This is a genomic window from Streptomyces sp. NPDC090088, from assembly GCF_044747345.1.
Classification (GTDB): Bacteria; Actinomycetota; Actinomycetes; order Streptomycetales; family Streptomycetaceae; genus Streptomyces.
The window spans coordinates 617,030-629,207 of the sequence record NZ_JBIVDZ010000008.1 but is presented as its reverse complement, the minus strand read 5'-3'; the positions used below and the strand labels follow the sequence as shown (position 1 = coordinate 629,207).

Annotated in this window: 10 protein-coding genes; 6 read left to right on the top strand and 4 right to left on the bottom strand. The window is 71.1% G+C overall.

Annotated features, from left to right (window positions below; all coding sequences use genetic code 11):
* The first annotated feature begins 14 nt into the window (after positions 1–14).
* From mhpD to ACIPSJ_RS36670, 4 genes are read left to right on the top strand one after another with little or no spacing between them, the layout of a single operon-like run.
* Positions 15–812, top strand: a complete 798-nt coding sequence (gene mhpD / locus ACIPSJ_RS36685; RefSeq protein ID WP_401352434.1) for a 2-keto-4-pentenoate hydratase — start codon at positions 15–17, stop codon at positions 810–812.
* Positions 809–1,744, top strand: a complete 936-nt coding sequence (locus ACIPSJ_RS36680; protein WP_401352431.1) for an acetaldehyde dehydrogenase (acetylating) — start codon at positions 809–811, stop codon at positions 1,742–1,744. The genes mhpD and ACIPSJ_RS36680 overlap by 4 nt, the downstream gene beginning before the upstream one ends.
* The gene (dmpG, locus tag ACIPSJ_RS36675; protein ID WP_401352428.1) at positions 1,741–2,754 is read left to right on the top strand and encodes a 4-hydroxy-2-oxovalerate aldolase; all 1,014 of its coding nucleotides are present in this window, start codon (positions 1,741–1,743) and stop codon (positions 2,752–2,754) included. Before ACIPSJ_RS36680 ends, dmpG begins: the two co-directional genes overlap by 4 nt.
* Positions 2,755–2,791: 37 nt before the next feature.
* Positions 2,792–3,625 carry an isocitrate lyase/phosphoenolpyruvate mutase family protein gene (locus ACIPSJ_RS36670; protein WP_401352425.1) on the top strand — a complete coding sequence of 278 codons (834 nt, stop codon included), beginning with the start codon at positions 2,792–2,794 and terminating at the stop codon, positions 3,623–3,625.
* Positions 3,626–3,703: 78 nt separating this feature from the next.
* Here the strand turns inward: ACIPSJ_RS36670 and ACIPSJ_RS36665 are convergent, their stop codons facing one another.
* The 4 genes from ACIPSJ_RS36665 to ACIPSJ_RS36650 form a co-directional block, all read right to left on the bottom strand.
* A complete protein-coding gene (locus ACIPSJ_RS36665) occupies positions 3,704–6,184 on the bottom strand; it encodes a carbohydrate binding domain-containing protein (protein WP_401352422.1) in 2,481 nt (826 codons plus the stop codon).
* A 250-nt stretch (positions 6,185–6,434) separates the two neighbouring features.
* On the bottom strand, positions 6,435–7,580 hold the full coding sequence (gene dgoD, locus ACIPSJ_RS36660) for a galactonate dehydratase (RefSeq protein WP_359210648.1): 1,146 nt from the start codon (positions 7,578–7,580) through the stop codon (positions 6,435–6,437).
* Between the two features lie 82 nt (positions 7,581–7,662).
* Positions 7,663–8,427, bottom strand: coding sequence for an SDR family NAD(P)-dependent oxidoreductase (locus ACIPSJ_RS36655; RefSeq protein WP_359210651.1), 765 nt, complete (start codon positions 8,425–8,427; stop codon positions 7,663–7,665).
* Between the two features lie 39 nt (positions 8,428–8,466).
* Complete coding sequence (locus tag ACIPSJ_RS36650; RefSeq protein WP_401352418.1) at positions 8,467–9,516, bottom strand: LacI family DNA-binding transcriptional regulator; 1,050 nt, start codon at positions 9,514–9,516, stop codon at positions 8,467–8,469.
* 351 nt (positions 9,517–9,867) lie between these two features.
* Between ACIPSJ_RS36650 and ACIPSJ_RS36645 the strand changes: the two genes are divergently transcribed.
* Positions 9,868–11,136 carry an ABC transporter substrate-binding protein gene (locus tag ACIPSJ_RS36645; protein WP_401352415.1) on the top strand — a complete coding sequence of 423 codons (1,269 nt, stop codon included), beginning with the start codon at positions 9,868–9,870 and terminating at the stop codon, positions 11,134–11,136.
* Positions 11,137–11,247: 111 nt separating this feature from the next.
* Positions 11,248–12,120 (top strand): carbohydrate ABC transporter permease, encoded by an 873-nt coding sequence (locus tag ACIPSJ_RS36640; RefSeq protein WP_401352412.1) that lies wholly within the window; start codon positions 11,248–11,250, stop codon positions 12,118–12,120.
* Positions 12,121–12,178 lie beyond the last annotated feature (58 nt).

Sequence of the window (12,178 nt, the reverse complement as noted above, 5' to 3'; positions counted from 1 at the left end):
CTATACCTGTCGGCATGAGCCCCGACCTCGTCACCAAGGTGGCCGACGTCCTCGACGAAGCCACCCGCACCGGTACCCCCTGCGCCCCCGTCCGCGCCCTGCTCCCCGAGGGCGACATCGAGACCGCCTACGCGGTGCAGCGGCTCCATGTGGAGCGGGGGGTGGCGGCCGGCCGCCGGCTGGTGGGCCGCAAGATCGGGCTGACCTCGCCCGCCGTGCAGCGCCAGCTCGGGGTCGGGCAGCCCGACTTCGGGGCGCTCTTCGCGGACATGGCGGTCGGCGAGGGCGAGACCGTCGCCCCCGGACGGCTGCTGCAGCCCAAGGTCGAGGCCGAGGTCGCCCTGGTGCTGGGCGCGGACCTGCCGCACCGCGACCCGACCGTCGCCGACCTCCTGCGGGCCACCGCCTTCGCGCTGCCCGCGCTGGAGATCGTGGACAGCCGGATCGCCGACTGGGACATCACCATCGTCGACACCGTCGCCGACAACGCCTCCTGTGGCCTGTTCGTCCTCGGCGGCACGCCCGTCCCGGTGGACCGCGTCGACCTGCGGGCCGTCCGGATGACGCTGACCCGGAACGGCGAGACCGTCTCGCGGGGCACCGGCGCCGACTGCCTGGGCAGCCCGCTCACCGCCGCACGCTGGCTCGCCGCCACCCTCGCCGGGCTCGGCGACCCGCTGCGGGCCGGCGACATCGTCCTGACCGGCGCGCTCGGCCCGATGGCGGCGGCCGCCCCGGGCGACGAGTTCACCGCCCGCATCGAAGGCCTCGGCACGGTCGGGGCAGTCTTCGCCACCGAGGGAGCAGCATGACCACGAAGGTCGCCGTGATCGGGTCCGGGAACATCGGCACCGATCTGATGATCAAGGTCCTCAGGCTGTCGGAGAGCCTGGAGATCGCCGCGATGGTGGGTATCGACCCGGAATCGGACGGCCTGGCCCGCGCCCGCCGCCTGAAGGTGGCCACCACCCACGAGGGCGTCGACGGTCTGGTGGCGATGGACGCCTTCGAGGATGTGTCGCTCGTCTTCGACGCCACCTCGGCCGGCGCCCACCGCCGCCACGACGAGGTCCTGCGCGCGCACGGGAAGAGGGTCGTCGACCTCACCCCGGCCGCGCTCGGCCCGTACGTCGTCCCGCCCGTCAACGGCGACGCCCACCTGGACGCCCCCAACGTCAACATGGTCACCTGCGGCGGCCAGGCCACCATCCCGATCGTCGCCGCGGTGAACGCCGTGACCCCCGTCCACTACGGCGAGATCGTCGCCTCGATCTCGTCGCGCTCCGCCGGACCCGGCACCCGCGCCAACATCGACGAGTTCACCGAGACCACGTCCGCCGCCATCGAGAAGGTCGGCGGCGCGGCCCGCGGCAAGGCGATCATCGTGCTCAACCCGGCCGAACCGCCCCTGATCATGCGGGACACCGTGCACTGCCTGGTCGGCGACTGCGACGACACGGCGGTCACGGAGTCGGTGGAGCGGATGGTCGCGCGCGTGCAGACCTACGTCCCCGGCTACCGCCTCAAGCAGCAGGTGCAGTTCGAACGGGTGGCCGCCGACGATCCCCTGAACACCCTGGCCCCCGGCGGGAACGCCGTGAAGGTGTCCGTCTTCCTGGAGGTGGAGGGCGCCGCCCACTACCTGCCCGCCTACGCGGGCAACCTCGACATCATGACCTCGGCCGCGCTGCGCACCGCCGAGCGCATGGCCGCCACCAACGCCCCGGAGGTGGCGTCCCGATGACCCGTCCCAGCCTGTACGTCCAGGACGTCACCCTGCGGGACGGCATGCACGCCGTCCGCCACCGCTACACCGTCGACCAGGCCCGCACCATCGCCGCCGCCCTCGACACGGCCGGGGCCCGCGCGATCGAAGTCGCCCACGGCGACGGCCTGTCCGGCTCCAGCGTCACCTACGGCGCCGGCGCGCACACCGACTGGGAGTGGATCGAGGCGGTCGTGGGCGCCGTGCGCCGGGCGATCCCCACCACGCTCCTCCTCCCGGGCATCGGCACGGTCCACGACCTCAAGCAGGCCCACTCCCTGGGCATCCGCTCGGTCCGCATCGCCACCCACTGCACCGAGGCCGACATCTCCGCCCAGCACATCGCCGCCGCGCGCGAGCTGGGCATGGACGTGGCGGGCTTCCTGATGATGTCCCACCTCGCCGAGCCCGCCGAACTGGCCCGCCAGGCACAGCTCATGGAGTCCTACGGCGCGCACTGCGTCTACGTCACCGACTCCGGCGGCCGCCTCACCATGGACGGCGTCCGCGACCGCGTCCGCGCCTACCGTGACCTCCTCGACCCGGCCACCGAGCTGGGCATCCACGCCCACCACAACCTCGGCCTGGGCGTGGCCAACTCGGTCGTCGCCGTCGAGAACGGCGTCACCCGCGTCGACGCCTCCCTCGCCGGCCAGGGCGCCGGGGCCGGCAACTGCCCGCTGGAGGCGTTCATCGCGGTCGCCGACCTCATGGGCTGGGAGCACGGCTGCGAGCTGTTCCCGCTGATGGACGCGGCCGACGACGTCGTACGACCGCTACAGGACCGCGAGGTGCGGGTGGACCGCGAGACGCTCACCCTCGGCTACGCGGGCGTGTACTCCAGCTTCCTGCGGCACGCCGAGGCCGCGGCCCGCAGGCACGGCCTGGACACCCGGGCGATCCTGGTCGAGGTGGGCCGTCGCAAGCTGGTCGGCGGTCAGGAGGACATGATCACGGACATCGCCCTGGATCTCGCCGGGAGCCGATGAGGCCTGGTTGTCAGTGGCGGCTGACAGACTGGTCGGCGTGGACACAGAACGCAGTGAACTGGCCGCACGCTTCGTCGAACTGCACCGGGAAGGCTGCTTCCTGCTGCCCAACGCCTGGGACGCGGGAAGCGCCCGGATCCTGGAGTCGGCCGGGTTCCCGGCCGTGGCCACCACCAGCGCGGGCGTGGCCTTCTCGCTGGGCCGCCCGGACCACGACTACGGCGGTGACCGGGTCGACCGCGACACCATGGTGGGCCGCGTCGGCGAGATCGTCGCCGGGGTGCGGATCCCGGTGAGCGCGGACCTGGAGGACGGCTTCGGCGAGGCGCCCGAGACCGTCGCCGAGACGATCGCGCTGACCCTCGGGGCCGGGGCCGCGGGCGGCAACATCGAGGACTTCACCGGCGAGCGCTCCCGGCCGCTGTACGACCCGGAACTGTCGGCCGACCGGATCCGTGCCGCCCGCCAGGTGGTCGACGCGGCCGGCGAGCCGTTCGTCCTGGTCGGCCGTACCGACGTGCTGCTCACCGGCGGCCCGCTGGCGGAGGCCGTGCGCCGGGCCAACGCCTATCTGGCGGCTGGCGCGGACTGCGCGTTCGTCCCGGGCGCGGCCGACGCGGGGACGATCGGCACCCTGGTGAAGGAGATCGACGGGCCGCTGAACGTGGTGATGGGGCTGACGGGCGCTGCCCTGTCCCTGGCCGACCTGCGCGAACTCGGGGTGCGCCGGGTCACGGTCGGCGGCAGCATCGCGCGGGCGATGTACGCGCGGCTGCTGGGCGCGGCACGGGAGCTGGCGGACCGGGGGACCTTCTCCTACGCCGACAACCAGATCTCGCAGACGGACCTGAACGAGCTCTTCGGAAGATGACGAGCTCTTCGGAAGATGACGGAACGGGCGGGCCGGTGACCCGGCCCGCCCGCCCGCTCGTCGATCCGCCGTCTGCCGTTACGACAGCTTGATCAGCGAGTAGTCGTCGCAGTAACCGGCCGCCGAACCGGAGTTCTTGTAGCAGTAGACACCGGCGGAGGTGGTGGAGACGCCCGTGGTGAAGAAGAGGGGCTGCTGGGCGTAGGACGTGGTCGAGGCCCTGAGGTACGTCTCCGTACCGCCGAAGCTCTTCACGCCCACCGCGACCTCCTCACCGGCGGTGGCCACCTTGGCCCAGCCGACCAGCAGATAGGTGCCGCTGGAGGTGAGACCGCTGACGGTCTGGATGGCACCGCTGGCACTGACCCCGGTCTGGAGCGCGTAGCTGCCGGAGCGGGCGTTGGAGGCGACCACACCGGACGCCGTACCGGTGGACTGGACCCACGGGGTCAGCGCGCCGGTCTCGTAGCCGGGGTTGGTGACGGCGTTGGTGGCGGAGGACAGCGGCTCCACCGCGAGGTCGTCGCAGTAACCGGCGCCGCTGCCACCGGCGTTCTTCCAGCAGTAGACGGTCGCCGTGGTGCTCGACGACCCGGTGGTGAACAGGACCGCCGCCTGGCTGTACGCCGTGGTCGCGATGTTGGTGTAGGTCTCGGTGCCGCCGAAGTTCTTCACGCCGATCGCGAGGGTCTCGCCCGCGGTGGCGACCTTGGCCCAGCCGGTCAGCAGGTAGGTGGTGCCGGGGCTGAGGCCGGTGAGGGCCTGGTTTGCGCCGCTGCCGCTCGCGGTGGTGGTGAGCGCGTAGCTTCCGGTGCGGGCGTTGGCAGCGGTCACGGAGGAGGAGTTGCCGCTGGCCTGCGTCCACGGGCTCAGCGAGCCCGTCTCGAAACCGGCGTTGGAGAGCAGGTTGCCGCCGGTGCCGTTGTAGGCGCCGATGTTGGGGGCTGCCGTCGCGGAGACGGCGTTGCCGAACGCGTCCTGGCCACCGTTGGAGCTGATCACCGTGCCGGCCCGGATCACCGGGGAGGAGGCGTGCACCTGGTAGGCGTTCTTGCCGGTGTACGAGGACGAGGTGTTCGCGTTGCCCGGGTTGCGGAACTCGGGGTCGGCGGTCACCTTCGCGGCGTCGGCGGGCTCGCGGGACGGGTGGTTGCCGTAGAAGAGGTTGTTGGAGTAGGTCGAGGTGCCGGTGGTGGTGAAGTAGTTCCCGGACCCGTAGTTGAAGACGGCGTTGTTCTGGAAGGACAGGGCGCCGCTGATGGAGGTGCCGGAGCGGGAGTACAGGATCGGGGTGGACAGGCCGTCCCGGACGGAGAAGGTGTTGTTGTAGAACAGCGGGACCGCGCCGGCGCTGCCGCTCTGGTTCGGGACGCCGCCCACGAAGTGCAGGACTCCGCCGCCGTGGGTCTGGGTGCCGGAGGTGGGGCAGCCGGAGTTGCTGCCGTCGTTCTCGCTGATGTTGTAGCGGACCACCGTGCCGTCGCTGGGGACGGTGGAGGTGGGCTCGTTGGCGATGGTGAACGGGGGCATCACCAGCAGGAAGCCGCCGAGGTTCTGGTGGCTGTAGTTGTACTGGAACGTGGTGTTGTGGTTGCCCCAGTCCACGTCGAAGCCGGTGCCGTCGGCGCCGTTGATGTGGCAGTAGACCTCGTTGTTCTGGACGACGGTGTTGCTGCTGCCGGACATCCAGATGCCGGCGGAGGCGCCGTTGCAGTACTGGCCGGACGGCGGGCAGGTGGACTTGGCGCCGCCGTAACCCGCCTTGTTGCCGTCGATCAGGGCGCCGTCGTTCTTCACGACGAGGATGTCGTCGGCGCCGTCATAGGTCATCGTGTTGTTGCGGATGACCGTGTTCGTGGTCAGGCCGGTGCCCTGGCCGTCCCCGTCCGGGGTGACGGCGACCGCGATCCGGTCGACGTGGTCGAAGGTGTTGTTCTCGACCACGACGTCGTCCCAGGTGGAGACCGGGGTGGTGTGGTCGGTCTGGACGCCGACGCCCGCGTTGGTGGAGTACCAGCCGCCGCCGTAGCCCGCGATGTTGTGGATGTACATGTCGTGCACGCGGATGTGGTGCAGGACGCCGCCGGAGCTGTTCTCGGCGAGGACGCCGGAGCGGTAGGCGGGCGAGGAGGCGTTGTCGATCAGCTCCAGGCCGCCGATGTCCCAGTACTGCTGGTTGAGCAGCTTGACGACCGCGCCGGTGGCACCGGCCGCGTCGATGACCGGCTTGGCACCGGAGCCGTAGGAGCTGATCGAGATGTTGCTGCCCGAGGTTCCCGAGCCGCCCGGGGTGAGCTGGCCGGTGCAGGTGGTGCCGGCGGCGAAGAGGATGCTGTCGCCGGCGGTGAAGGTGGTGGCGTTGACGCTGCTGACCGCGTTCCAGGGGCTGCTCTGCGTGCCGGTGCCGTTGGTGGACGCCGAGCAGTTCACGTAGTAGGCGGTGCCGGCGGCGTGTGCGGCGGTGGCCGGGACGAGCAGGATGCCGGCCAGGGTGGCCAGAAGGGTCAGTACACGGGATGTTCGACTGGCCGTACGCACGGCCGATCTGCGACGCTTCATTGCGACGCTCCTTGGTGAGAGTGAGTGTCCTCCGAAAACCGGGCGGGTCCGTTGCAGCGGGCCCGTCCGGGACCTGTGGGGTGGGGGCAGAGAAGCAGGGGGTGCGGGACCGTTTTCGGGTGCGGGTGCGTCGTGGCTGGTCGCGCAGTTCCCCGCGCCCCTAAAGGGGCGCTACGGCGAGCGCCCCTTTAGGGGCGCGGGGAACTGCGCGAACAACCCCCACCGGGCCGCAGCCGTCCCGCTACCGGCGCTACCAGGACGCCAGCGACCCGTCCCTGTTCCGCCACACCGGGTTGCGCCAGCGGTGCCCCTTCTCCGCCGCCTCCCGGATCACCGCCTCGTCGATCTCGATGCCGAGCCCCGGACCGGTGAGCCGCTCGATGTGGCCGTCCCGCACCTCGAACGGCGAGGCATCGGCCAGATACCCCAGCAACCCGCTGCTGTCCCCGTACCCGATCCCCAGTGACTGCTCCTGGATCAGGAAGTTCGGGATGGCGAAGTCGAGCTGGAGGCTCGCGGCGAGGGCGATGGGGCCGAGGGGGCAGTGCGGGGCCACCAGCACGTCGTACGCCTCGGCCATCGCCGCGATGCGCCGCGTCTCCGAGATGCCGCCCGCGTGGCTGATGTCGGGCTGGGCGACCGCGATGCCGTCGGCCAGCACCTCGCGGAAGTCCCAGCGGGAGAAGAGCCGTTCGCCCGTGGCGATGGGAATGGACGTGGCGCGGACGACCTCGCCGAGGTCGCGCGTGAACTCCGGCAGGACCGGCTCCTCCACGAACATCGGCAGCAACGGCTCCAGATACGGCAGGACCCGCCGCGACATCGCCCCGCTGAACCGGCCGTGGAAGTCGAGGGCCAGGTCACGGTCGGGGCCGATCGCCTCGCGGACCGCGGTCACCCGGTCCACGATCGCGGCGATCGCGGCCGGCGTGGCCAGCGGCTCCAGCTGCGCGCAGGGGTTCATCTTCACGGCGGTCAGGCCCTTGGCCACCTGGCCGGCCGCCGACTCGGCGAGTTCCTCGGGGGTCTCGCCGTACAGCCAGCCGTAGATGCGGACCCGGTCGCGGACATGGCCGCCCAGGAGCTGGTGCACGGGCACGCCGTGGGTCTTGCCCGCGATGTCCCACAGGGCCTGGTCGATACCGGCGAGGGCGCTGCTGAGCACCGGGCCGCCCCGGTAGAAGCCGCCCTTCGCGAGCATCTGCCAGTGCTCCTCGATCCGGGCCGGGTCCTGGCCGAGGAGGTAGTCGAACATCTCCTCCACGGCCTTCGCCGTCGTGTGCGCCTTGCCCTCGACGATGGGTTCTCCCCAGCCGGAAACGCCCTCGTCGGTGTCGACGCGCAGGAACAGCCAGCGCGGTTCGACGAAGAACAGCTCGTATCCGGTGATTTTCATGGTGCGGGACCTCCGGGTCCGCGGGCACGAGAGCCCGAGGCGGTGACGTGAGAGTCGCTGAAGCCGAACAGGGGGATGCGCGCTACTCCTGCGCGCTGATGCTGCGGCCGCCGTCCACGACCAGGTTCTGGCCGGTGATGAACGAGGCGTCCTCGGAGCCGAGGAAGGCGACGGCCGCGGCGATGTCCTCGGGTTCGCCGATCCGGCCGACCGGGGTGCGGGCGGCGGTCTGCGCGCGGTACTCGGCGGGGGCGTCCACCCACAGGCCGGTGTCCACGGCCCCGGGCACCACCGCGTTGACCCGGATCCGGCCGCCGTACTCCACCGCCAACTGCCGTACCAGCGCGGTCACCCCGCCCTTGGCGGCCGCGTACGCGGGGAAGCCGCTGAAGCCGAGGACCGCGTGCACGGACGAGGTGATGACGATCGCGCCCCGGGCGGCCGACAGCAGGGGTACGGCCGCCCGGCAGCCGTAGAAGACCGAGTCGAGGGCCAGGCGCAGATGGCTGTGCCAGGAGGCGTCGGAGAGTTCGTGGACGGCGCCGGGCAGGTTGCGGCCGGCGTTGAGGTGGAGGAGGTCGAGGCGGCCGGTCCACTCCTCGGCGGCCCGGACCGCCTCCGGCCAGGCCTCGGCGGAGGTCACGTCGAGGGCGCGGTGGCGGGCGTCCCCGCCCTTGGCGCGGACCTCCTCGGCCACCCGGGCGGCGCCCGCCTCGTCCACGTCGGTGACCAGCACGGACGCGCCTTCACCGGCCAGCCGGTGGGCGGTGGCCGCGCCGATGCCGGAGGCGGCGGCGGTGAGCAGGGCGGTGCGCCCGGCGAAGCGGGTGGGGATGGTGCGGCTCATGGGGTTCCTCTCGGTGCGACCGGCGGCTCGGTCATCCCGTTAGGTCAGGGTCTTTCGCCCGGCTCGGCCGGGGGGAGCGGTGGAGCCGCGCAGGACCAGCCGCGGCTCGGTGGGGACGACCACGTCCCCGGGTGACTTGCCCTCGATCTCGGCGACCAGGGCGTCGACGGCGGCGGTGCCCAGCTCGTACAGGGGCATCGCGACGGTGGTGAGGGAGGGGGTGAGGTAACCGGCGACCGGCAGGTCGTCGTTGCCGACCAGCGAGACGTCCTCGGGGACCCGCAGGCCGAGTTCGCCGATCGCGTGCAGCGCGCCGATCGCCTGGGCCAGCGAGCTGGTGTACAGCGCGGTGACCGGTGGGCGGGTGTCGGTGGGGGCGAGCAGCGCGCGGGCGGCCGTGGCACCGCCCTCCTCGGTGAACTCGCCGGTGGCGACCGGGGCGGCGAGCAGTCCCAGCTCGCCGGCGCGGTCGAGGAACGCCTGTCTGCGGTCCTCGCTGGGCTTGATGCCGGTCGGGCCCGCGACATGGCCCACCACGCGGTGGCCGAGCTCGTGCAGGTGGTCGAGCGCGGTGACGCTGGAACGGGCCACGTCCATGGTGACGTTGCGCCCCGAGCCCTCGACCGCGCGGTTGAGGAAGACATGCGGGACGGGGCTGCGGCGCAGGGTCTCCAGGAGCGGATGGCCGGGGCGGGCGGAGGCGATCAGCAGCCCGTCCACGCGGCCCTCCTTGACCAGGTCGTTGAAGGTCTCGTCGGCCTCCTGCCCGTCGAAGTCCTCGGCGAGCAGGGAGAGATAGCCCAGCTCACGGGCGCGCTGGTAGGCGCCGCGGGAGATGGTGACGTAGGTCGGGTTGCCGAGGGAGGGGACCAGCAGGGCCAGGGCGTGGGTGCTCGCGCCGGCCAGCGCGCGGGCACCGGAGTGCGGGCGGTAGCCGAGCGCCTCGGCCACCTCGTGGATGCGCGCTCTGGTCTCGGGGCGGACGGACAGGTCCTGCCGTCCGTTGAGCACCTTGGACACGGTCGCCTTGGAGACGCCGGCCTCCCTGGCGACATCCACCAGCCTGGCCCGTACTGGCTGATCGGGCACTGGGGTTCCTCCCTGTGGGGTGTTGTGTTCGGCCTCTTGACACCTTCTGGCGCCGCAACCTAGCGTTCGCCGAAGTCTTGGTCAACCGGTTTCCTCAAGTGGATATCAGTGATATATCCATGCAGACCCGGCCGAAACGGCGGGACTGAAACCAGCCAGTGGCAGCGGTCCGCAATCCGGACCGCCCCGACTGTTCGAGATCCCGATCCGTTCGTACCCCCCCATCCCCCCCGCCCCCCACTTTGTTCGTCATTCCAGACTCGGTTCGACATGTCGACCGAGCTGCATCCCGCAATCAATCCCCGCAAACACGAGATGTCGGCCTGCGCCGACGAATGGGTGAGGTGTGCAATGAAGCGCTCCGGGAGACTGCTCGCAGTCGCCACCACGGTCGCCGCCCTGGCGACCACGCTCGCCGCCTGTGGCGGTGGCTCCGGCTCGTCCTCCGCGGACGGGAAGGTGCACATCAAGGTCGAGGCGTGGAAGGGCGGCGGCGCGGAGCCCGCGAACGTCGCGGAGATCAACAAGGCCTTCGAGAAGGCCCATCCGGACATCAAGGTCGACTTCGAGTACATCACCGCGAACGACACCTACACCCAGAAGCTCCAGCCCGAGCTGCTCGGCGGCAAGGCCGGCGACGTGATCATGGTCGACACGGACAAGATGAAGAAGTGGGGCGCCTCCGGCTACCTCGCCGACCTCTCCCAGGAGTCCTGGGCGAGCCGGATCTCCGACTCCGCCAAGCCCTTCGCGACCAGCGACGGCAAGGTCCTCGCCATGCCGATGGAGCTGATCGGCATCGGCCTGTACACCAACATGGACCTGCTGAAGAAGGCCGGTGTCACCGAGGTCCCCGCCGACTGGCCGACGTTCCTCGCCGACCTCGCCAAGGTCAAGAAGGCCGGCATCACCCCGATCGCGCTGCCCGACAAGTCCGGCTGGACCGGCAGCTCCACCTTCCAGGCGATCGGCTCCACCCTCGTCTACCAGAAGAACAAGCAGTGGGACGCCGACTTCCTGGCCGGCAAGGCCTCCTTCGGCACCGACTGGAAGACCTCGCTGGACCAGCTCAAGACCCTTGAGGACAAGGGGTACATCAGCTGGAAGAACGAGCTCGGCGTCGACGAGTGGTCGCAGGGTCCGCAGGACTTCAGCGCCGGCAAGAGCGCCTTCTGGTACCAGGGCGCCTGGCAGGTCTCCAACGTCGCCAAGGCCGACTTCCCGGTCCAGTTCACCCCCTGGCCGGCCGGCGCCGCCGGCACCAAGCCCAACGCCATGCTCTTCTCCGGCACCATGTGGGGCGTCAACTCCCAGTCGCAGCACGCCGACGCGGCCAAGGAGTACGTGAAGTTCTGGTCCCAGAGCGAGAACCTCGCCAAGTACCTGGACGCCGAGCACGCCGAGTCCCCCTTCACCGGCGGTACGACCCCGGACGCCACGGAGACCAAGACCTTCAACGCCGCCTTCAACGAAGGCCGTTACCGCGTCCTGCCGTCCGACTCCTGGTACGGCGCGACCGCCGAGACCACCGTCGGCTCCAAGATCCAGGCGTTCCTGCTGGGCCAGGCCTCCGAGGCGCAGACCCTGAAGGACATCCAGACGGCGGCCTCCGCCAAGTAGACCGGCCTACCGAGTCCCGTCCCGGGACCGCCGCGGTGCGGGTGCGGCCCGCTTCCCCGCCCCTTTCGCCCCGCCCGCACCGCGGCCCCCCGGCCAAGGAGGATCGACCTCGTGTTCCACCGCCGGCGCGCCACCATGGCCGCCTTCCTGCTCCCGGCGATCGCCGTGTACAGCGTCTTCATGCTGTATCCGCTGGTCCGGGGCGTCTATCTGAGCTTCACCGACAGCCTCGGCGGCCCGGTGGCGAACTTCGTCGGGCTCGACCAGTACCGGGCGATGGCGGACGACCCGGCCATCTCCGCCGCCCTGTGGCACACCGTGCTCTACGCGGTCGTGGTCGTCGTCGTGCAGAACGGGCTCGGCCTGCTCTTCGCCGCGATGCTGTTCCGCCGGCCCGGGGTCCGCAAGGTGCTCAACGTCGTGCTGCTGACGCCGACGCTGATCTCCCCGGTGATGGCCGCGTTCATCTGGTCGTACCTCTTCGCACCCGGCGGCGGGCTGAACGGCCTGCTCGACGCGATCGGCCTCGGCAGCCTGCGACACGTCTGGCTGGGCGACCCGCACACCGCGCTGTACGCGGTGGCCGCCGTCAACGTCTGGATGTTCACCGGCTACTCCTGCGCGATCTTCCTCGCCAGCTACATGAGCATGCCGACCGAACTGCTGGAGGCGGCCGCGCTGGACGGCGCGAGCGGCTGGCGGCGGTTCCGCAGCATCGAGTGGCCGCTGCTCGCCCCCGCCCTGACCGTCAACGTCACCCTCAGCCTGATCGGCTCGCTGAAGGTCTTCGAGTTCCCGCTCGTCCTCACCAACGGCGGCCCGGCCGGTGCCACCGACACCCTGACCCTGCTGGTCTACCGGAACATCTTCGGCGGCGGGAAGTTCGCCCTCGGCGTCGCGCTGTCGGTGCTGCTGCTGGTGACCGTGGTCGTCCTGTCCAGCGCGACCAACTCCCTGCTCAGGCTGCGCGAACGGCGCATCTGACAGCGCGGCCGACGGCAGCGCATCTGACGTCGGCGCGTGTGACGTCGTACCGCACCTG